12 protein-coding genes and 3 rRNA genes are annotated in these 21,390 nt (G+C 70.2%); 4 read left to right on the forward strand and 11 right to left on the reverse strand.

Annotated elements, in window-relative coordinates:
* Positions 1-47: 47 nt before the first annotated feature.
* Positions 48-1,019 (forward strand): hydroxyacid dehydrogenase, encoded by a 972-nt coding sequence (locus K7I03_RS14150; protein WP_313772141.1) that lies wholly within the window; start codon positions 48-50, stop codon positions 1,017-1,019.
* Positions 1,020-1,106: 87 nt separating this feature from the next.
* On the opposite strand, the gene rrf is transcribed toward K7I03_RS14150, so the two are convergent.
* The 5 genes from rrf to K7I03_RS14175 form a co-directional block, all read right to left on the reverse strand.
* Positions 1,107-1,223: ribosomal RNA gene (gene rrf / locus K7I03_RS14155) — 5S ribosomal RNA — on the reverse strand.
* 78 nt (positions 1,224-1,301) lie between these two features.
* Positions 1,302-4,424: ribosomal RNA gene (locus tag K7I03_RS14160) — 23S ribosomal RNA — on the reverse strand.
* A 275-nt stretch (positions 4,425-4,699) separates the two neighbouring features.
* Positions 4,700-6,225: ribosomal RNA gene (locus tag K7I03_RS14165) — 16S ribosomal RNA — on the reverse strand.
* The 16S, 23S and 5S rRNA genes sit together here, the layout of an rRNA operon.
* Before the next feature lie 585 nt (positions 6,226-6,810).
* Positions 6,811-7,302, reverse strand: a complete 492-nt coding sequence (locus K7I03_RS14170; RefSeq protein ID WP_185942230.1) for an EamA/RhaT family transporter — start codon at positions 7,300-7,302, stop codon at positions 6,811-6,813.
* 54 nt (positions 7,303-7,356) lie between these two features.
* Positions 7,357-7,719 (reverse strand): SH3 domain-containing protein, encoded by a 363-nt coding sequence (locus tag K7I03_RS14175; protein ID WP_185942231.1) that lies wholly within the window; start codon positions 7,717-7,719, stop codon positions 7,357-7,359.
* A gap of 164 nt (positions 7,720-7,883) precedes the next feature.
* Between K7I03_RS14175 and K7I03_RS14180 the strand changes: the two genes are divergently transcribed.
* The gene (locus tag K7I03_RS14180; RefSeq protein ID WP_185942232.1) at positions 7,884-10,133 is read left to right on the forward strand and encodes a serine/threonine-protein kinase; all 2,250 of its coding nucleotides are present in this window, start codon (positions 7,884-7,886) and stop codon (positions 10,131-10,133) included.
* A gap of 271 nt (positions 10,134-10,404) precedes the next feature.
* Here the strand turns inward: K7I03_RS14180 and K7I03_RS14185 are convergent, their stop codons facing one another.
* From K7I03_RS14185 to K7I03_RS14205, 5 genes are all read right to left on the reverse strand, one after another.
* On the reverse strand, positions 10,405-11,169 hold the full coding sequence (locus K7I03_RS14185; RefSeq protein WP_224347044.1) for a PepSY domain-containing protein: 765 nt from the start codon (positions 11,167-11,169) through the stop codon (positions 10,405-10,407).
* 94 nt (positions 11,170-11,263) lie between these two features.
* Positions 11,264-13,105, reverse strand: coding sequence for a dihydroxy-acid dehydratase (gene ilvD / locus K7I03_RS14190; RefSeq protein WP_185942233.1), 1,842 nt, complete (start codon positions 13,103-13,105; stop codon positions 11,264-11,266).
* Between the two features lie 214 nt (positions 13,106-13,319).
* Entirely contained in the window at positions 13,320-13,952 is a 633-nt protein-coding gene (locus K7I03_RS14195; RefSeq protein ID WP_185942234.1) for a TetR/AcrR family transcriptional regulator, read from the reverse strand.
* Positions 13,949-14,773 (reverse strand): sugar phosphate isomerase/epimerase family protein, encoded by an 825-nt coding sequence (locus tag K7I03_RS14200; RefSeq protein WP_185942235.1) that lies wholly within the window; start codon positions 14,771-14,773, stop codon positions 13,949-13,951. The genes K7I03_RS14195 and K7I03_RS14200 overlap by 4 nt, the downstream gene beginning before the upstream one ends.
* Before the next feature lie 23 nt (positions 14,774-14,796).
* Complete coding sequence (locus tag K7I03_RS14205; RefSeq protein ID WP_185942236.1) at positions 14,797-15,729, reverse strand: Ppx/GppA phosphatase family protein; 933 nt, start codon at positions 15,727-15,729, stop codon at positions 14,797-14,799.
* A gap of 45 nt (positions 15,730-15,774) precedes the next feature.
* Here K7I03_RS14205 and K7I03_RS14210 point away from each other — a divergent pair, with 45 nt between their 5' ends.
* Positions 15,775-16,590, forward strand: a complete 816-nt coding sequence (locus tag K7I03_RS14210; protein WP_185942237.1) for a hypothetical protein — start codon at positions 15,775-15,777, stop codon at positions 16,588-16,590.
* Between the two features lie 809 nt (positions 16,591-17,399).
* On the opposite strand, the gene K7I03_RS14215 is transcribed toward K7I03_RS14210, so the two are convergent.
* Positions 17,400-19,229 (reverse strand): hypothetical protein, encoded by a 1,830-nt coding sequence (locus K7I03_RS14215; RefSeq protein ID WP_185942238.1) that lies wholly within the window; start codon positions 19,227-19,229, stop codon positions 17,400-17,402.
* A 625-nt stretch (positions 19,230-19,854) separates the two neighbouring features.
* On the opposite strand from K7I03_RS14215, the gene radA reads away from it, so the two are divergent.
* Complete coding sequence (gene radA / locus K7I03_RS14220; RefSeq protein WP_185942239.1) at positions 19,855-21,372, forward strand: DNA repair protein RadA; 1,518 nt, start codon at positions 19,855-19,857, stop codon at positions 21,370-21,372.
* Positions 21,373-21,390: the final 18 nt, after the last annotated feature.

A 21,390-nucleotide genomic window follows, 5' to 3' on the forward strand; every position in this document is an offset into this window, starting at 1 on the left:
CAACGGGGGACGTTTCCCCCACAGGAGGGAAGGGCAAAGCGCGCTAGGTGACGGTGGCGACGGAACTGCGCGTATGGGTGGCGATGGGCCGGCGGCAGGAAGCCGCCATACTCCCTCCGGAGCTGCTGGCGCGGCTCATGGCCTGGGCGACGCCGGCCGGTTCCTTGGCGGACGCGGACGTCGTCGTCACCGGCTGGGGCACATCCCTCGTCCTGGACGAGGAGACCCTCGCGGCGGCACCCCGTTTGCGGGCGCTGGTGCACACGGGGGGCTCGGTGAGGACGATCGTCACCCCCGCGGTGTGGGAGCGGGGGCTCGCCGTCTCCTCGGCCGCCGACGTCAACGCCGGCCCGGTCGCCGAATTCGCCTACGCCCAGATCACTTTGGCCGCGAAAAGAGCCCTCGGTGCCGCGGCGGGTTACCACGCGGGGCGGTGGCCGGCGTTCGGGGCCCGGGAGGGTGCGGACGGCCGGACAGTGGGGGTCGTGGGTGCGTCCCGGATCGGCCGGCGCGTCCTGTCCCGGCTGCGCGGTTCGGAGGCCGGTTACCGGATTCTGCTGTACGACCCTTACGTCTCCGCCGCGGACGCGAAGCGGCTGGGCGTCGAGTCCGTCGATATCCACACCCTGTGTGCAACCAGTTCGATCGTCACGCTTCACGCCCCCGAACTCCCGGAGACGCGGCGGCTGCTGAACGCCGAACGCCTCGCCCTGCTGCCGGACGGTGCCACCGTGGTGAACACCGCGCGCGGCGCGCTCATCGACACGGCCGCGCTGGTACGGGAGTGTGCCGCGGGCCGGCTGGACGCCTTCCTCGACGTGACGGACCCGGAACCACTGCCCGCCGGGCACCCGTTGTTCTCCCTTCCGAACGTCTTCCTCACACCGCATATCGCCGGCTGCCAGGGGAACGAGGTCCGGCGGCTGGGAGCGTTCGCGGTGGACGAAGTGGGGCGGCTGGCGCGGGGCGAGCCGCTGGTGGGGGCGGTACGGCGGGAGGAATGGGCACGGATGGCGTGATCGGGGAAAGGTTCCGCGAACGCAAAAAAGCCGTAGGCCCCGGATCGATTTGTCATCGATCCGGGGCCTACGGCTTTATCAAATTTAGTTCGGCGGCGTCCTACTCTCCCACACGGTCCCCCATGCAGTACCATCGGCGCTGAAAGGCTTAGCTTCCGGGTTCGGAATGTAACCGGGCGTTTCCCTAACGCTATGACCACCGAAACACTATGAAACAATTTCAAACAACCGGCACTTTGGTTGTTCGTGGTTTCAGAACCAACACAGTGGACGCGAGCAACTGAGGACAAGCCCTCGGCCTATTAGTACCAGTCAGCTCCAACCGTTACCGGTCTTCCACACCTGGCCTATCAACCCAGTCGTCTACTGGGAGCCTTACCCCATCAAGTGGGTGGGAGTCCTCATCTCGAAGCAGGCTTCCCGCTTAGATGCTTTCAGCGGTTATCCCTCCCGAACGTAGCCAACCAGCCATGCCCTTGGCAGAACAACTGGCACACCAGAGGTTCGTCCGTCCCGGTCCTCTCGTACTAGGGACAGCCCTTCTCAAGACTCCTACGCGCACAGCGGATAGGGACCGAACTGTCTCACGACGTTCTAAACCCAGCTCGCGTACCGCTTTAATGGGCGAACAGCCCAACCCTTGGGACCGACTCCAGCCCCAGGATGCGACGAGCCGACATCGAGGTGCCAAACCATCCCGTCGATATGGACTCTTGGGGAAGATCAGCCTGTTATCCCCGGGGTACCTTTTATCCGTTGAGCGACGGCGCTTCCACAAGCCACCGCCGGATCACTAGTCCCGACTTTCGTCCCTGCTCGACCCGTCGGTCTCACAGTCAAGCTCCCTTGTGCACTTACACTCAACACCTGATTGCCAACCAGGCTGAGGGAACCTTTGGGCGCCTCCGTTACCCTTTAGGAGGCAACCGCCCCAGTTAAACTACCCACCAGACACTGTCCCTGATCCGGATCACGGACCCAGGTTAGACATCCAGCACGACCAGAGTGGTATTTCAACGACGACTCCACACACACTGGCGTGCATGCTTCACAGTCTCCCACCTATCCTACACAAGCCGAACCGAACACCAATATCAAGCTATAGTAAAGGTCCCGGGGTCTTTCCGTCCTGCTGCGCGAAACGAGCATCTTTACTCGTAGTGCAATTTCACCGGGCCTATGGTTGAGACAGTCGAGAAGTCGTTACGCCATTCGTGCAGGTCGGAACTTACCCGACAAGGAATTTCGCTACCTTAGGATGGTTATAGTTACCACCGCCGTTTACTGGCGCTTAAGTTCTCAGCTTCGCCCTGTCGAAACAGAGCTAACCGGTCCCCTTAACGTTCCAGCACCGGGCAGGCGTCAGTCCGTATACATCGCCTTACGGCTTCGCACGGACCTGTGTTTTTAGTAAACAGTCGCTTCTCGCTGGTCTCTGCGGCCACACCCAGCTCAGAGTGCAAGACCCATCACCGGACATGGCCCCCCTTCTCCCGAAGTTACGGGGGCATTTTGCCGAGTTCCTTAACCATAGTTCACCCGAACGCCTCGGTATTCTCTACCTGACCACCTGAGTCGGTTTAGGGTACGGGCCGCCATGAAACTCGCTAGAGGCTTTTCTCGACAGCATAGGATCATCCACTTCACCACAATCGGCTCGGCATCAGGTCTCAGCCTTAACGTGTGACGGATTTACCTACCACACGGCCTACACCCTTACCCCGGGACAACCACCGCCCGGGCTGGACTACCTTCCTGCGTCACCCCATCGCTTACCTACTACAAGTCTGGATCGTCGGCTCCACCACTTTCCATTCCCCGAAGGGTCCGGAACGGCTTCACGGACTTAGCATCGCCTGATTCGATATTGGGCGTTTCAAAGCGGGTACCGGAATATCAACCGGTTGTCCATCGACTACGCCTGTCGGCCTCGCCTTAGGTCCCGACTTACCCTGGGCAGATCAGCTTGACCCAGGAACCCTTAGTCAATCGGCGCACACGTTTCCCACGTGTGTATCGCTACTCATGCCTGCATTCTCACTCGTGAACCGTCCACAACTCGCTTCCGCGGCTGCTTCACCCGGCACACGACGCTCCCCTACCCATCACAGCGGGCGTTGGCCCTCATGCTGCAATGACACGACTTCGGCGGTACGCTTGAGCCCCGCTACATTGTCGGCGCGGAATCACTTGACCAGTGAGCTATTACGCACTCTTTCAAGGGTGGCTGCTTCTAAGCCAACCTCCTGGTTGTCTCTGCGACTCCACATCCTTTCCCACTTAGCGTACGCTTAGGGGCCTTAGTCGATGCTCTGGGCTGTTTCCCTCTCGACCATGGAGCTTATCCCCCACAGTCTCACTGCCGCGCTCTCACTTACCGGCATTCGGAGTTTGGCTAAGGTCAGTAACCCGGTAGGGCCCATCGCCTATCCAGTGCTCTACCTCCGGCAAGAAACACACGACGCTGCACCTAAATGCATTTCGGGGAGAACCAGCTATCACGGAGTTTGATTGGCCTTTCACCCCTAACCACAGGTCATCCCCCAGGTTTTCAACCCTGGTGGGTTCGGTCCTCCACGAAGTCTTACCTCCGCTTCAACCTGCCCATGGCTAGATCACTCCGCTTCGGGTCTTGGGCGCGCTACTCAATCGCCCTATTCGGACTCGCTTTCGCTACGGCTTCCCCACACGGGTTAACCTCGCAACACACCGCAAACTCGCAGGCTCATTCTTCAAAAGGCACGCAGTCACGACATGACAGGCAAGCCTGCCATGCGACGCTCCCACGGCTTGTAGGCACACGGTTTCAGGTACTATTTCACTCCGCTCCCGCGGTACTTTTCACCATTCCCTCACGGTACTATCCGCTATCGGTCACCAGGGAATATTTAGGCTTAGCGGGTGGTCCCGCCAGATTCACACGGGATTTCTCGGGCCCCGTGCTACTTGGGTGTCTCTCAAACGAGCCGCAATGATTTCAGCTACGGGGGTCTTACCCTCTACGCCGGACCTTTCGCATGTCCTTCGCCTATCACTACGGTTTCTGACTCGTCTCACAGCCGGCAGACTATGAAAGAGAGATCCCACAACCCCGCCTGCGCAACCCCTGCCGGGTATCACACACAAACGGTTTGGCCTCATCCGGTTTCGCTCGCCACTACTCCCGGAATCACGGTTGTTTTCTCTTCCTGCGGGTACTGAGATGTTTCACTTCCCCGCGTTCCCTCCACACTGCCTATGTGTTCAGCAGCGGGTGACAGCCCATGACGACTGCCGGGTTTCCCCATTCGGACACCCCCGGATCACAGCTTGGTTGACAGCTCCCCGGGGCCTATCGTGGCCTCCCACGTCCTTCATCGGTTCCTGGTGCCAAGGCATCCACCGTGCGCCCTTAAAAACTTGGCCACAGATGCTCGCGTCCACTGTGCAGTTCTCAAACAACGACCAGCCACCCGTCACAACCCGCCGAAGCAGACCTTTACCGGGGCCGGACCGAAGGCAACAAGCTCACGCTCGTACCCTCAGACACCCAACAGCGTGCCCGACCCAGCCTCTCCAGACCCTGTGTTCCACGCCGAAGCAGTACTAACAAGTCCCTTGAGACTGTGCCGAATAGTCAACGTTCCACCCATGAGCAACCGTACGAGTCATTCGCTCGTAGTCGGCTATGTGCTCCTTAGAAAGGAGGTGATCCAGCCGCACCTTCCGGTACGGCTACCTTGTTACGACTTCGTCCCAATCGCCAGTCCCACCTTCGACGGCTCCCTCCACAAGGGTTGGGCCACCGGCTTCGGGTGTTACCGACTTTCGTGACGTGACGGGCGGTGTGTACAAGGCCCGGGAACGTATTCACCGCAGCAATGCTGATCTGCGATTACTAGCAACTCCAACTTCATGGGGTCGAGTTGCAGACCCCAATCCGAACTGAGACCGGCTTTTTGAGATTCGCTCCACCTCACGGTATCGCAGCTCATTGTACCGGCCATTGTAGCACGTGTGCAGCCCAAGACATAAGGGGCATGATGACTTGACGTCGTCCCCACCTTCCTCCGAGTTGACCCCGGCAGTCTCCTGTGAGTCCCCATCACCCCGAAAGGCATGCTGGCAACACAGAACAAGGGTTGCGCTCGTTGCGGGACTTAACCCAACATCTCACGACACGAGCTGACGACAGCCATGCACCACCTGTACACCGACCACAAGGGGGGCACTATCTCTAGCGCTTTCCGGTGTATGTCAAGCCTTGGTAAGGTTCTTCGCGTTGCGTCGAATTAAGCCACATGCTCCGCTGCTTGTGCGGGCCCCCGTCAATTCCTTTGAGTTTTAGCCTTGCGGCCGTACTCCCCAGGCGGGGAACTTAATGCGTTAGCTGCGGCACGGACGACGTGGAATGTCGCCCACACCTAGTTCCCAACGTTTACGGCGTGGACTACCAGGGTATCTAATCCTGTTCGCTCCCCACGCTTTCGCTCCTCAGCGTCAGTATCGGCCCAGAGATCCGCCTTCGCCACCGGTGTTCCTCCTGATATCTGCGCATTTCACCGCTACACCAGGAATTCCGATCTCCCCTACCGAACTCTAGCCTGCCCGTATCGAATGCAGACCCGGGGTTAAGCCCCGGGCTTTCACATCCGACGCGACAAGCCGCCTACGAGCTCTTTACGCCCAATAATTCCGGACAACGCTTGCGCCCTACGTATTACCGCGGCTGCTGGCACGTAGTTAGCCGGCGCTTCTTCTGCAGGTACCGTCACTCTCGCTTCTTCCCTGCTGAAAGAGGTTTACAACCCGAAGGCCGTCATCCCTCACGCGGCGTCGCTGCATCAGGCTTTCGCCCATTGTGCAATATTCCCCACTGCTGCCTCCCGTAGGAGTCTGGGCCGTGTCTCAGTCCCAGTGTGGCCGGTCGCCCTCTCAGGCCGGCTACCCGTCGTCGCCTTGGTAGGCCATCACCCCACCAACAAGCTGATAGGCCGCGGGCTCATCCTGCACCGCCGGAGCTTTCCACCACCAACCATGCGGTCAGTAGTCGTATCCGGTATTAGACCCCGTTTCCAGGGCTTGTCCCAGAGTGCAGGGCAGATTGCCCACGTGTTACTCACCCGTTCGCCACTAATCCCCTCCCGAAAGAGGTTCATCGTTCGACTTGCATGTGTTAAGCACGCCGCCAGCGTTCGTCCTGAGCCAGGATCAAACTCTCCGTGAATGTTTACCGGTCATCCGGTGCACACACACGAGAGCGGAACGACCAGGCGGAATAAGCCCGGTCGTTCACAGCGTCCTCGCTGTGTTTTTCAAAGGAACCTCATCCAGGACCACAAGAATCCGTGGACGGGGTTGTTTTATAGTCTGGCGTTGACTTTTGGCACGCTGTTGAGTTCTCAAGGAACGGACGCTTCCTTTGTACTCACCCGAGAGACTCTCTCAGGCTTTCCTCCGGGCGCTTCCCTTCGGTGTTTCCAACCTTACCAGATCCGTTTTCCGTTCCGTTTCCGGCCCGGATTCGAAATCCGATCCCCGTTGGAGGGGGTTTCCCGCCGTGGAGCGGCTATTTGTTACTGCCGCGCCCTTCGGCGTGATCACTACTTTAGCGGATTTCCCCGGCGGCGCCTAATCGGCGCCTGGGGCTCAAACCGAACCGAATTCCGGCATGCCGAAATCAATCCCGTTCAAGGGCCGTGCAGTAGTGGATCCCGCCGAGCTGGCGTGAAGTGCCGCCCCGGCTTCCTCGCGGACGCCGTGGCAACTCGGAGAACTCTACACGAGGTTCAGCGGTGCTCGCGCCCACCCCTCACCTCCGCTTCCTGCCGCCCCGCGCGGCCCGCTTCTCCCCCGCGCGCCGGACCCGTTCCTCGTACTCCCGCCGGTGCAGCTTCTCTCCGGGGGCCTCCTGGAACGCTCGCAGGGACCAGGCGAGGAGGACGCCGATGAAGCCGATCACCATCAGGGACTGGGTGGACTCCCCGCCCCTTCCTTCTCCCCGCTTCTCCGCACCCCGGACGAACCCCTCCCACGTGCGCCGGAAGGCGAGGGCCGTACAGATGGCCATACCGACCACCACGATCGTGTTCACCAGGCCGCCCACCTTGGCGATGGCGAGCCCTTGATATCCGAGGCGCAGGACCAGGGTGCCCGCCACCGCCGCCACCAGACCGCCGGCGGCGACGGCCGCGCGGCGCCAGGCGTAGCCTCCGTCGTGCCCGACCCAGGTCGTTCCGAAGAACCGGATGGGCTCGGGCTCCGGCGGGCCGGCGGAGGGTGTTGTCCGCTTCTGGGTGCTCATGCGCCGATTATTGACCCGGTGGCGCCCCGAGTCAGTGTCGATCAATATCGATCGTCACGCGCACCGCACCGTCACGAAGTCGCTGCTTCCGGTTTTCACATAGGCGTCGGATACATACTGACCCGGCGCGATGTTGTCCCAGATGTTCGTCGTACCGCAGGGCCCGGAGACGGTCTCGCCGCGCGTCTGGCAGCGGATCGCGACGCGCGTGTTCTGCGGGAGGATCTTGACCAGCTGACTGCTGGTGCTGGGGCCGCTGCGCACGTTGACCTGGTAGCCGGGGGCCAGTGGGTAGAAAACGGCGTCCGCCGCGGCCTGGACGGACGGTATGGATGACGCGGACGATGCGTCGGTGACGACGGATCCGCCCTCGGCTCCGCTTCGGTCCTGCTCCTCGACGATCTCTTCGCTGGCCATGGTGCGCCCTCCCCTGTTTCGAAATGACCGTCAAAAGAGTGTTGTTGACGGGCCGATGACATGCGCAGGCTAGCAAGGTCGGGCACGTCCTCCCGGGCATCAGGTGCCCCATCGATTAGGCTCCGCAAGCCGCCTATGCGGCCGACACGACACGGGGGTGGGGAATGCCGCCGCTGCGCGACACCGGGAACGGCCCGGAAGCGGAGGATCCGGAGTACGCGGGCCGGTACCGCCTGGAGGGTCGGCTCGGCGCGGGCGGCATGGGGGTCGTCCACCTGGCGCACTCGCCCTCGGGGCTGCGGCTCGCCGTGAAGGTCGTGCACGCCGAGTACGCGGCGGACCCGGAGTTCAGGGCGCGGTTCCGGCAGGAGGTGGCGGCGGCCCGCCGGGTCAGCGGCGCGTTCACCGCACCGGTCGTGGACGCCGACCCGGACTGCGACCGGCCGTGGATGGCGACGCTGTGCATCGCCGGGCCGACCCTCGCCGCGTACATCAAGCGGAACGGCCCGCTGCCCCCGGACGAGGTGCGCCGGCTGGCGGCGGGGCTCGCGGAGGCGCTGCGCGACATCCACCGGGCCGGCGTCGTCCACCGCGATCTGAAGCCCAGCAACGTCCTGCTCTCCGAGGACGGGCCGAAGGTCATCGACTTCGGCATCTCCCGGCCGTACGACAGCGAGTTGCGGACGGAGACGGGCAAGCTGGTCGGCACCCCGCCGTTCATGGCGCCCGAGCAGTTCCAGCGGCCGCGCGAAGTCGGCCCGGCCGCCGACGTGTTCGCGCTCGCCTCCGTGCTCGTCCACGCGGCGACCGGGCGCGGGCCGTTCGCGTCCGACAGCCCGTACCTCGTCGCGTACCAGGTGGTGCACGACGAGCCGGAGCTGGCGGGGGTGCCGGAGGACCTCGTACCGCTGCTCAGGGACTGCCTGGCGAAGGATCCCGAGCTGCGGCCGACGCCGGACGTCATCATGTCCCGGCTGCCGGAGCCCGCGCCGGGCGGGCGGCTCGCTCCCGCCTGGCTGCCGGAGGTCGCGCCCCGGCTGCCGGACGTCCCGTACGAGCCGCCGCCCCGGCCGCCCCGCCGCGCCCTGCGCCCGCCCCGGGCGGAGGCCCGGCCCGCGCGGGCGGACACTCCCGTCACCCACCCCGCCCGGCTCCCGGCCCAGGGCACGGCCCGTGGCGGGGACGGGGAACCGCCGGCCGGGCGGCCCCCGTGGCGGCGCGTCACCTGGTTCGCGGTGGGGGCGCTGGCGACCGTCGCGCTGGGCGTGGGCGCCGGATGGGCCGTCCGGCAGGCCGACTCCGAGGACGAACCGCTGCAGACCCGGGCCAGCGCCGCGAGCACCGTCTGGCAGCCCTGGCAGGTCCCGCTGCCGGGGAAGCCGCCCGGGAAGCCCGGCGAGGCCCGGCCGGCCTTCTGCGACCACTCCGAAGACGCGCTGTACTGCTCCGCTCCCGGGCTGCTCGCCGTCCGGATCAACAGCTACGACGGCACGGTGGCGTGGCGGCGCGACGAGGCGGGCCGGCGGGCCGACACGGCACCGGCGGCCCCCGTCGTCGCCGGCGGCCTGGTGCACGTCCTGTCCGCCGACGGCCGCCGGCTGCTCGCCCTCGACGCCGCCTCGGGACGGCAGCGCTGGTCCGGTGACGTGTCGCGGTACGCGGGGCGGGTCTCCTTCGCGGAGGACACGGTCCTGCTGGTCGCCGACGACGGCACGGTCACCGCGCTGGACGCGCGGACGCACAAAGAACGGTGGCGGCACGGCATCCCCGGCTTCCGCACCCCGGTCTTCTCCTCCTACGGCACCGGCCCCGCCTACGCCGTCACACCGTCGGACAACGGGGGATCCACGCGGGTCGTCGCCGTGGACCCGCTCACCGGCAAGACGCTGTGGCAGTGGACGGCGAACGGCAACCTGTCCGTCGTCGGCGCCCGGTGGGACGGCGGCCTCTACCTGACCGCCGCCGACGCGGACAACCGCGTCTCCGCCGTCGTGCGCTACGACCCGTCGGCGCGGCGGGAGCGGCGGGTGCTGCTGAGCGCGCCGGTGATCGCGGCGAGCGCGGTGGCGCGGCGGGACGCCGTCTACGTGCTGTCGAACGACGGCGGGCTGACCTCGGTCGACACCGAGCGGGGGTTGCAGCTGTGGCGGACGGAGACGTCCGTGGCCAACGCGTCGGCCCTGGTGGCCGACCACCGCAGGGTGTACTTCTCGGCGGCGGACGGACGCCTGATAGCGGTGGACGCGCTCGGCGGCGAGCTGCTCGGCCAGACGAAACCGCGGCTGGCCAAGGCCGGGCAGGGCTTCCCCGGCGTGCTGCCGCCGCCGGTCGCGGCGCGCGGGAAGGTGTACGGCTCGGCGCCCGACGGGACGGTGTTCGCGCTGAACGGGCGGGAGCCGGAGCACTGGCGTTGAGGGGCCGTCCGTCCCGGAGGGGGCCGTCCCGGGGGGCGGTCCCGGGGGCGACCCGCGGCTGCTGCCGCGGCGGCCGCCGCCGCTGGACGTACGGCGGTGGGCCGGTCGCGGGGGGGGTCGCGGTCAGCCGGTCGCCGCGCGGTGCCGTCCATCGCGGCGCGGCCGGTCCCGTGCGGCCGGTCCTGTCCGGCCGCTCCGGCGGATGCGGTGCGGTGCGGTGGGTGCGGTGCGGTGGGTGCGGTGGGCCTCCGCGCGGCGCGGCACCGGGCCGTCAGTCGCGGTCGACGTGTTCCCGCAGGACCGCCCGGTCGGTCGCGTCGATGTCGTAAGTGGTCTTGTTCCAGTCGTCCGGGGTCACGACATCCACCTTCCAGATCAGTTTCTTGCTTCCTCCGGTCTTCTTCTCGTCGCTCGTCTCCAGTTCGAGCGTGGTGACCGTGCCCTTCTTCTTCCCGTCGGTGGCCGTCGCGGCGGCGTCCTGCGGGGTGACGCGGGCGGCCTTGAGGTGGTCGGCGCGTTCCCGTTTGTCGTCGCTGTCCTGGTCGGCGTCGGCGGACGACTTCTTGACCTTGCCGGTGACCCCGTCGACGACCACGGAGTGAGCCGTTCCGTCGGCCGTCGCGACCTCGGTGTGCCACTCGGGCCCGCCGTCCGGGGCGCGTTTCAGTTCGACGGCGAGGAGCCTGCTTCCCGCGACGCCGCCGGTCGCGGCCCGGGCGGCCTGCTCCCAGTTGGTCTTCACCGCCGGGACCAGCGCCTTGCGCTCGGCTTGGTCGCTGGTCAACGGCCGTTCGGGGGCGGGGCTCGGGCCCGTCACCGTCGGCGCCCGGGAGCCGGACGGCGAGGCTCCGGCCGACGGGGAGGCGGTCTTCCCGCCGTCCCCGCCGTCGTCCCCGCACCCGGCGAGGAGCAGTCCGGCGGCCGTGGCGCCGCAGACGGCCATCAGGGTGGCGCGGCGGCGGGGCGGCCGTGCGCGGGGGAACGGGTTGTCGTCGATACCGTCGGTGCGGTCCTGGTCGAGTCCACTCGGTGCCATGAGTGAACGTGTTGCCCGGCCGCCGCCCTCCATGTCCCGCGCCCGCGCGGATCACCCGAGTGCGCGGTACAGGGAGGACGCCCGGTCAGCCCGGTCAACCCAGCTTGGTGACGTCCCGCACCGCGCCCTTGTCCGCGCTGGTCGCCATCGCCGCGTACGCCCGCAGCGCCTGCGACACCTTGCGCTCGCGGTTCCGGGGCGCGTAGACGCCGCCGAGGGCGGCACGGCGGGCCGCCAAGTCCTCGTCGGTGACCAGCAGTTCGATGCTCCGGGACGGGATGTCGATGCGGATGTGGTCGCCGTCCTCGACGAGGGCGATGGTGCCGCCGGACGCCGCCTCGGGCGAGGCGTGGCCGATGCTGAGGCCCGAGGTGCCGCCGGAGAAGCGGCCGTCGGTGATCAGCGCGCACTTGGCGCCGAGGCCGCGGCCCTTGAGGAACGAGGTGGGGTAGAGCATCTCCTGCATGCCGGGGCCGCCCTTGGGGCCCTCGTAGCGGACGACGACCACGTCGCCCTCCTTGACGCGCTTGGTGAGGATGGCGTCCACCGCCTCCTCCTGGGACTCGACGACGACCGCCGGGCCCTCGAACGTCCAGATCGACTCGTCGACGCCGGCGGTCTTCACGACGCAGCCGTCCTCGGCGAGGTTGCCGTAGAGGACGGCGAGGCCGCCGTCGGCGGAGTAGGCGTGGGCGGTGTCGCGGATGCAGCCGTTCGCCGCGTCGAGGTCGAGCGTCTCCCAGCGTTCGGACTGCGAGAACGCCTCGGCCGAGCGGACGCAGCCGGGGGCGGCGTGGAACATCTCGACGGCCTCGGGCGCGGGCGAACCGCCGCGCACGTCCCAGCGCTTGAGCCACTCGGCGAGCGAGTCGGCGTGCACGCTGTGCACGTCCTCGTGCAGATGCCCGGCGCGGTGCAGTTCGCCGAGGATGGCGGGGATGCCGCCGGCCCGGTGCACGTCCTCCATGTGGTACGAGCCGTTGGGCGCGACCTTGCAGACGCAGGGGACGCGGCGCGAGACCGCGTCGATGCGGGTCATGCCGAAGTCGAGCCCGGCCTCCTGGGCAGCGGCCAGCAGGTGCAGGACGGTGTTGGTGGAGCCGCCCATGGCGACGTCGAGGGCCATCGCGTTCTCGAAGGCGGCGAGGGAGGCGACGGAGCGCGGCAGGACCGTCGCGTCGTCCTGCTCGTACCAGCGCCGGGTGATCTCGACGACCGTGCGGCCCGCGGCCTCGTACAGCTCCTTGCGGGCGGTGTGCGTGGCGAGGACCGAGCCGTTGCCGGGGAGGGCCAGGCCGAGCGCCTCGACCAGACAGTTCATGGAGTTGGCGGTGAACATGCCGGAACAGGAGCCGCAGGTGGGACAGGCGGCCTCCTCGATACGGGCCAGATCCTCGTCCGAGACGGTCTCGGAGACGGCCTCCGACATGGCGCTGATCAGGTCGAGGTTGGTGCGGACCGTGCCGTCGACGAGCGTCGTCTTGCCGGCCTCCATGGGGCCGCCGGAGACGAAGACGGTGGGGATGTTCAGACGGAGGGCGGCCATCAGCATGCCCGGCGTGATCTTGTCGCAGTTGGAGATGCAGATCAGCGCGTCCGCGCAGTGCGCCTCGGTCATGTACTCGACCGAGTCGGCGATCAGGTCGCGGGACGGGAGGGAGTAGAGCATGCCGCCGTGGCCCATGGCGATGCCGTCGTCCACCGCGATGGTGTTGAACTCGCGCGGCACGCCGCCCGCCGCCTTGATCGCCTCCGAGACGATCCGGCCGACCGGCTGGAGGTGGGTGTGCCCCGGCACGAACTCCGTGAAGCTGTTCGCCACCGCGATGATCGGCTTGCCGAAGTCCTCGCGCGCTACACCGGCGGCGCGCAGAAGGGCTCGGGCGCCCGCCATGTTGCGGCCGTGGGTGACGGTACGGGACCTCAGCTCGGGCATGTTCGCTCCGCTCGTCGTGGTGTGGGTTCGAGGGTACGTGGGGGATCCGTGATCCGGACACGGTTTCCGGGATGTGAGATGCGCCCCGGTGCGGGCGCAACCAGTCAGCCCGTCCGGCGTTTGAGGACGAGCGGCGGAGCCGCGATACGGGGTCCGGGGCGGAGCCCCGGGAAACGGCGAATGGGGGTGCCCCCTCTGGGGGAGGGACCGGGGCCTACCCCCCGTCCAAATGCCGCTGCACCGCCGGCGCCACCATCCGCACCACCACCTCGAACTCCGCCGAAGCCAGCGGCTCCACCTTGATCACATGCCGCAGCATCACCACCCCCACCAGATGCGCCGCCGCGATCTCGGAGCGCAACTGAGCGTCCGGGATGCCCAGCCCCCCGGCGATCCGCAGCATCAGCCGGTGCGTGACGAGGTCGCGGAACACGCCGGCGGCCGTCTCGTTGGCGACGGCCGAGCGGAGGATGGCGAGCACCGGCTCGCGGGTGACGGGGTTCTCCCAGACGCCGAGGATGAAGCGGGTGATGCGTTCGCCCGCGTGTTCCCGGTCGCCTTCCAGGACGACGTCCGGCGCGGGCAGGGCGGGTGCGAAGGCGACCTCGACGGCGGCCGCGAACACCTGCTCCTTGGGGCCGAAGTAGTGGTGGACGAGGGCGGGGTCGACGTCCGCGCCCCGCGCGATGGCCCGGATGGACGCCTTGTCGTAGCCGCGCTCGGCGAACTCCGCGCGGGCGGCGGCGACGATGCGTTCCCGGGCGCCGGGACCGTTCCCGGCCTCCGCGCGGGGCGGCCGGCCGCGCCGTCTGGGCGGGGGCGGGGGCGGGACCGCGGGCTCGGTCACGGCCGGGCCGCGCCCGTCGGCGAGGCGAGGTGCAGCCGGGTGAAGGCCAGCGCCTCCGCCAGGTCCGCCTCCCGCTCGGCGGCCGACATGGCCCGCCGGGTGTTGACCTCGACCACAATGTGCCCGTCGAAACCGCCGACCGCCAGCCGCTCCAGCAGCTCGGCGCAGGGCTGCTTGCCACGCCCGGGGACCAGGTGCTCGTCCTTGTTGGAGCCGTTGCCGTCGGCGAGGTGGACGTGCGCGAGCCGGTCACCCATTCGGGCGATCATGTCGAGCGCCTCCGTACGGGCCGTCGCCGTGTGCGAGAGGTCGACGGTGAAGTGCCGGTAGTCGTCCTTGGTGACGTCCCAGTCGGGCGCGTAGGCGAGGAGTTCGCGGTCCCGGTAGCGCCACGGGTACATGTTCTCCACGGCGAAGCGGACGTCCGTCTCGTCGGCCATCCGCCAGATCCCCCGCACGAAGTCGCGGGCGTAGGAGCGCTGCCAGCGGAACGGCGGGTGGACGACGACCGTGCTCGCGCCGAGCCGTTCGGCCGCGGCCTTCGCCCGCTGGAGCTTGACCCACGGATCGGTCGACCAGACGCGCTGGGTGATCAGCAGACAGGGCGCGTGGACGGCGAGGATGGGAATCCGGTGGTAGTCCGAGAGTCTGCGCAGGGCGTCGATGTCCTGGCTGACCGGGTCGGTCCAGACCATGACCTCGACGCCGTCGTAGCCCAGACGGGCGGCGATCTCGAAGGCCGTCGCCGTGGACTCCGGGTAGACCGAGGCCGTGGACAGGGCGACCTTCGCATCCGGGATGCGCACCACTGGCTCTGTCACGAAGGACAGCGTACGACCGCCCGTCACACGGCGGGCAGGTGGTCCAGCCGTCGCAGGATGACGCCCTCCCGCAGCGCCCACGGGCACAGCTCCACCTCGTCCACCCCGAACAGGTCCATCGCCGCCTCCGCGACCAGCGCCCCGGCCGGCAGCTGCGGGGCCCGGCCCGCCGAGACGCCGGGCAGCGCGGCCCGCTCCCCGGGGGTCATGGCGGCCAGCCGGGGGACCCAGTCCGCCAGCGCCTCGCGGGTGAGGACGCGCTGGGCGAGCAGGCCGGCGCCGGAGCCCGGGGCGCCGGCGATGCGGGCGAGCTGTTTGAACGTCTTGGAGGTGGCGACCGCGTGGTCGGGGGCGCCCAGCCGGGCGAACTCGCCGACCGTCCGGGCGATCTCCGCGCGGACGTGACGGCGCAGCGCCCGGACGTCCTCGGGGCCGGGCACCGGGCCGGGGAGGCGGGAGGAGGTGAGGCGGCCGGCGCCGAGGGGGAGGGAGACGGCGGCGTCGGGCTCCTCGTCCTGCCCGTAGGCGATCTCCAGGGAGCCGCCGCCGATGTCGAGGACCAGCAGCTTGCCGGACGACCAGCCGAACCAGCGGCGGACGGCGAGGAAGGTGAGCCGCGCCTCCTCCTCCCCGGAGAGCACCGACAGCCGGACGCCGGTCTCCTCGTGGACGCGGGCGAGGACGGCGTCCGCGTTGGGCGCCTCGCGGACGGCGGAGGTGGCGAACGGCAGGACCTCCTCGACGCCCTTGTCCTCGGCCGCCCGGAGCGCGTCCCGGACGACGTCCACGAGCCGCTCGACACCGGCGTCGGTGACGGCCCCGGAGCCGTCGAGGAGCTCCGCCAGGCGCAGCTCGGCCTTGTGCGAGTGGGCGGGCAGCGGGCGCGCGCCGGGGTGCGCGTCCACCACCAGCAGGTGGACCGTGTTCGATCCCACGTCCAGGACACCGAGTCTCATGCCGTGCACGCTACTGGGACCGGTGGGGACACATAGGCTTGAGGTGTGGCAAAGACGAAGAAGGCGAAGCCCGCCGTGAAGCCCGCCCGGCAGCAGAGCGCGCCCGACGAGGTCGGGCTCGACTTCGCCCGCGCCTGGGTCGAGTTCCCGGACCCGGCCGACGACGAACAGGTCTTCCGCTGCGACCTGACCTGGCTCACCTCCCGGTGGACCTGCGTCTTCGGCAGCGGCTGCCAGGGCATCAAGGCGGGCCGGGCGGACGACGGCTGCTGCACGCTGGGCGCGCACTTCTCCGACGAGGACGACGAGCGGCGGGTGGCCGGCCACGTGGCGCGGCTCACCCCCGACGTCTGGCAGTTCCACGGCGAGGGCACCTCGGCGGACGGCTGGACGCAGCTCGACGAGGACGGCGAACGGCAGACGCGCCGCTGGAAGGGCTCCTGCATCTTCCAGAACCGCCCCGGCTTCGCGGGCGGCGCCGGCTGCGCGCTGCACCTCCTCGCCCTGAAGGAGGGCCGGGAACCGCTGGAGACCAAGCCGGACGTGTGCTGGCAGTTGCCGGTCCGGCGGACGTACGACTGGATCGACCGGCCCGACGACACCCAGATCCTCCAGGTCACCATCGGCGAATACGACCGCCGGGGCTGGGGCCCCGGCGGCCACGACCTCCACTGGTGGTGCACCTCCGCGCGCTCGGCGCACGGGGCCGGTGAGCCGGTGTACGTCAGCTACCGGGCGGAGCTGACGGAGCTGATGGGGAAGAAGGGGTACGCGCGGCTGGTGGAGCTGTGCGAGGAGCGGATGGCTTCGCTGCTGCCGATGGCTCCGCATCCGGCGGATCCGGTGGATCTGGCGGAGTGAGGGTGCCGGCGCTTGCCGGTGTTCGCGGGCTCGCCGGTGTCCGCGGGCTCGCCGGTGTTCATTGGGCTTGCCGGGCCTGACGGGAGCTGCGGGGCGATACGGGGTCGGGGGTCGGCCGGGCCGGACGGCCTGGGCGGGTCGACCGGGCTAGGCGGTGGCCGGGCCAGGCGGGGCCCGGCTGAGCAAGGCGGGGCCCGGCTGAGCAAGGCGGCACGCCAAGGCCGGGTCGGCGTGCGGAGGAAGGTCCTGGTCCGACCCATCGACCGAGAGGGCTCGGGCCGGACCGGCGTACGCGGGCGGAGCCCTCTCCCGCCACACCGGCCGCACAGCCCCAGGCCAAGACCGACCTGCGCGGGCGAAGCCCTCTCCCGGCCTGCCGGCCGTCCGGGCCCGGGCCCGGACAGGCTTGCGCAGGCGGAGAGCCCTCCCCCACCGCCACGTAGCCCCTGGACGGACCGGCCTACGAGGGCGGCCGTTCCGCGCGGGGCGCGTACCCGCCCCCGGACTGGGTGGCCGCTGGGGGGGGCCGGAGACCCACTGGGACCGGACGCCCGTTGGGGAAACGTGGGTGCCCGGTCCGGGACCGGGTGCCCGTCGGAGACGGAGTAACCGTCGGGACCGGGTGACCGTCACAGACGGGGTCGCGTCCGGGACCGGGTGGCCGTCGGGGACGGGGTCGCCGTCGGAGACGGGTCACCAGTGGGGATCCGGGTGCCCGTCGGGGACCCGGATCCCCGTCGGAGACCCGGATGCCCCTCGGGAGCGGCAGGTGCCGCCCCGCCCGCCCCGCCCCCGTCCTCCGCGTCGTCTCAGATGGCCTCCGTCCGTCGGAGCCGTCCCGGGCCGTCGACCGGCACCGTGGCGGGGCCCGGGGCCAGGCGGACCTGGGTTCGCCAGGGGTCGGCCGGTTCCCGGTCGGGGTCGGTGGCGACCGTGAAGGTCAGGGAACGGCCGGGCAGGAGCACGCCGCCCGTCCGGCCGAGGCGCAGCCAGGCCGCGCCGGGCGTGGCCGCCCAGTGCACTTCTCCGCCGACGGCCGTGACCGTGACGAGCGTGTCCTGACCGCTCGGCTGGGCCGCCACGGTCAGCCGCCCGAAGCCGGGCCACGGGCCTGATGGGCCGGACGGACCGGGTGGGGCGGGCCTGGCGGACGGTGCGGGACGGTCGGCGGCGCGCCGTGGCGCGGCGGGGGTGGCGGTCGACGGGGCCGGGGCCGCGGGCGCGACGATGGGCGCGGCGGGTGGAGGCGTGACGGAGGCCGGGTCGGTGGCGCTGCCGGAGGCGGTCGCTTCGGCGGTGCCAGTCCTGGCGGTGAAGACGGACGCGTCCGCGACGCCTGAGGTGGCGAAGGCCGCGGGCTGAGCGGAGTCTCCCGAGGGCCCGGCGGCACCGGAGCTGCCGGAGCTGCCGGGGCTGCCGGAGTCGCGCGGGGTACCGGCGTCGCCACTGCCGATGCCGTCGATGCCCCTGCTGCCGCCGACGGGTCCGGTGGCGTCCGTAGCGCCGGGGTCACCGGCTTCACGGGACGCGGCGCGGTCCTCCGCCCGCTCCTCGTCGCCCGGCCCGGGAACGGGCGCGCGGGAGGGGCGCGCGGAATCGTCGGCGGGCGCCTCGCCGGCCGTGACGGCGCCCTCTCCCGACTCCGTGCCCTGCCGGTCGCCCGACGGCGTCTCCCGGTAGGCGGCCCACAGCGCCAGGGCGGGCGCGGCGGCGACCGTCGCCACGACGGTGGTGGTGACCGCGCGGTGGCGCAGCCGGGTACGCCGGCCCGACCGGTCCGCGGGCGGCAGCGGGAAGCCCTCGCGGTCGTAGCGCGGGCTGCCGGGGCGGGCGGCGCGGGCGTGCCGCAGGGCGGCCTGGAGAGCGGCGAGGGGGGCCTCGAACAGGGGGAGTTCCGCGCGTGACGCGGTGGTGCCCGGCCAGGGGGCGCCCGCGGTCACCCTCTCCGCCGTACGCCGGCAGCCGGGGCACTCGTCCACGTGCCGGACCAGTTCGCGGCGGGCGGCCGGGGCGAGCGGGACCCCGGGGCCCCCGCCGGCGGCGAAGCGGGCGACGGCCGGGCAGCGGCCGGCGGCGACGACGGCGAGCGCGGTGCGGGTGCGTTCGACCTCGCAGGCGGCGCCGGCGAGCAGGGCCCGTGCCATCTCCGGTTCCAGCCGCAGCACGGCGGCGACGGCGTCGGACGGCAGACCGTGCCGTACGGACAGCTCCAGCGCCTCGCGCTGCACCGCGTCGGTTCCGGCCGCCTCCGGCCAGGCCAGCGGGTCGGCTCCGGGGGCCCACCGGGGTGCCGCCTGGCCGGCGGCGAGGCGCCGTCGGCAGGCCCAGCGGGCCAGGGCGTACAGCCAGGGTCTGGCCGGGCCGTAGGGGGCGCGGTCGGCCCGGCGTTCGGCCAGGGCCAGGGCCTCGGCGAGCGCGCAGGTCGCCGCGTCGGGCTCGCGGAGGAGGAACAGGCAGTACGTGTAGAGGCCGTTGAGGTAGGGGGCCACGCGGGAGAGGTGGAGGTGGGGCACCACAGGGGGCGGCGGGTCGTCGGGGTCGGGAGTGACGACCGAGGGCCGCGGTGAGGCCGCCGCGCGGTGGGGCGGCCGGGACCCGCCCGGGACGTGCGGGGGCTGCTCGTACCTGCTCGTCATCATTCCGGCGACCGTAGGGGGACCCGGATGGGCGCTTCGCGGTGCTCGGCAGGGTTTACCCCGTACGGGGGAGCTCATCCCGAGAAGAGCCGCTGTATCAGTACGTTCCGGGCGACTCGACGGCGCGGAGCGCGCCGGGGCACGCCGGGGCGGGGCGGGTGCGCGGGGGCGGCGGGACACGCCGGGCGCGTACGACGGGAGCCGGCTCGGACAGCCGGCCGGACGCTTCGGCCGCCGGCTGGGCGCTGCGAGGCGACCGGGCGCGGAGAGACGGCCGAACGCTGGAAGGTGACCGGGCGCCGGGAAGCGACCCTCACGGGCCGCGACCTCCCAGGCCGGCACTGCGCATCAGGGCGCCGCCGTGCGAGCCCCGGACGGCGCGGGACGTGCACGGACGGCGCGCCGAACTCCGCCGCGACCCGGCCCCCAGGTGTGGCGCCGGAGGGCGGGCACCCCGACCACCCCGGCGGCGGATGAGCAGGACGGCGGACCGGTCTGCCCACAGGACAGCCCGCCCCCACCCACCCGCAGGCCGCGGCACACTCCCCACGCTCCCGCGCCCCCGCGCCCTCACACCAAACAGCGGAGCGCCCGAGCGTTGTCAGTGGTTGCCGCTACGGTGACTCGCATGGCTGCTGCCCGTACCTCTCGTTCGTCCGCCAAGGACCGGCCCTCCTACCGCTGCACCGAGTGCGGCTGGACCACCGCGAAGTGGCTCGGCCGCTGTCCGGAGTGCCAGGCGTGGGGGACGGTCGAGGAATACGGCGCGCCCGCCGTGCGGACGACCGCGCCCGGGCGGGTCACGTCCGCCGCGGTGCCCATCGGCCAGGTGGACGGCCGGCAGGCCACCGCGCGCGGTACGGGCGTCCCGGAGCTCGACCGGGTGCTGGGCGGCGGTCTGGTGCCGGGGGCGGTGGTGCTGCTGGCGGGCGAGCCGGGGGTGGGCAAGTCGACGCTGCTGCTGGACGTCGCGGCGAAGTCGGCGTCCGACGCGCACCGGACGCTGTACGTGACGGGCGAGGAGTCGGCGAGCCAGGTGCGGCTGCGGGCGGACCGCATCGGCGCGCTCTCGGAGCACCTGTACCTGGCGGCCGAGACGGACCTGTCGGCCGTCCTCGCCCACCTCGACTCGGTCAAGCCCTCGCTGCTGATCCTGGACTCGGTGCAGACGGTCGCCTCCCCGGAGATCGACGGCGCCCCCGGCGGCGTGGCCCAGGTGCGCGAGGTGGCCGGCGCCCTCATCCGCGCCTCTAAAGAGCGCGGGATGTCAACGCTCCTCGTCGGCCATGTGACGAAGGACGGCACGATCGCCGGCCCCCGGCTGCTGGAGCACCTGGTGGACGTCGTCCTCCACTTCGAGGGCGACCGGCACGCCCGGCTGCGCCTGGTCCGGGGCGTGAAGAACCGCTACGGGGCGACGGACGAGGTCGGCTGCTTCGAGCTGCACGACGAGGGGATCACCGGCCTGGCCGACCCGAGCGGGCTGTTCCTCACCCGCCGGGCGGAGCCGGTGCCGGGCACGTGTCTGACGGTCACCCTGGAGGGCCGCCGCCCGCTGGTGGCCGAGGTGCAGGCGCTCACGGTGGACTCCCAGATCCCATCGCCCCGCCGCACCACCTCGGGCCTGGAGACGTCCCGGGTCTCGATGATGCTGGCGGTGCTCGAACAGCGGGGCCGCATCAGCGCCCTGGGTAAACGGGACATCTACAGCGCGACCGTGGGCGGTGTGAAGCTGTCCGAGCCGGCCGCCGACCTGGCCGTCGCCCTGGCCCTGGCCAGCGCCGCGAGCGACACCCCGCTGCCGAAGAACCTGGTGGCCATCGGCGAGGTGGGGCTCGCGGGCGAGGTCAGACGGGTCACGGGCGTCCAGCGCCGGCTGGCGGAGGCGCACCGGCTCGGTTTCACGCACGCCCTGGTGCCGTCCGATCCGGGCAAGGTGCCCGCCGGGATGCGGGTGCTGGAGGTCGCCGACATAGGCGATGCGCTGCGGGTACTCCCCCGCGGCCGCCGCCGGTCCGGCGGGGCCGACGGCGGGGACGAAGGCAGGGGCGACAGCAGGGGCGACAGCAGAGGCGACGGCGGCGGGAAGGCCGCGTCGCGGGCCCGGCCGGAGGACGCCCCTCTTCAATCGGCTCGGCGCCAGTAGACTTTCCCCTGGTCCCGC

The sequence above is a fragment of the Streptomyces mobaraensis genome (assembly GCF_020099395.1).
In the GTDB taxonomy this organism is placed as follows: domain Bacteria; phylum Actinomycetota; class Actinomycetes; order Streptomycetales; family Streptomycetaceae; genus Streptomyces.

Excerpts from the sequence above, each read along its gene's own strand:
- K7I03_RS14170 (WP_185942230.1), bottom strand. The coding sequence starts at position 7,302 with ATGAGCACCCAGAAGCGGACAACACCCTCCGCCGGCCCGCCGGAGCCC.
- K7I03_RS14175 (WP_185942231.1), bottom strand. The coding sequence starts at position 7,719 with ATGGCCAGCGAAGAGATCGTCGAGGAGCAGGACCGAAGCGGAGCCGAG.
- K7I03_RS14180 (WP_185942232.1), top strand. The coding sequence starts at position 7,884 with ATGCCGCCGCTGCGCGACACCGGGAACGGCCCGGAAGCGGAGGATCCG.
- K7I03_RS14185 (WP_224347044.1), bottom strand. The coding sequence starts at position 11,169 with ATGGCACCGAGTGGACTCGACCAGGACCGCACCGACGGTATCGACGAC.
- ilvD (WP_185942233.1), bottom strand. The coding sequence starts at position 13,105 with ATGCCCGAGCTGAGGTCCCGTACCGTCACCCACGGCCGCAACATGGCG.
- K7I03_RS14205 (WP_185942236.1), bottom strand. The coding sequence starts at position 15,729 with ATGAGACTCGGTGTCCTGGACGTGGGATCGAACACGGTCCACCTGCTG.
- K7I03_RS14215 (WP_185942238.1), bottom strand. The coding sequence starts at position 19,229 with ATGATGACGAGCAGGTACGAGCAGCCCCCGCACGTCCCGGGCGGGTCC.
- radA (WP_185942239.1), top strand. The coding sequence starts at position 19,855 with ATGGCTGCTGCCCGTACCTCTCGTTCGTCCGCCAAGGACCGGCCCTCC.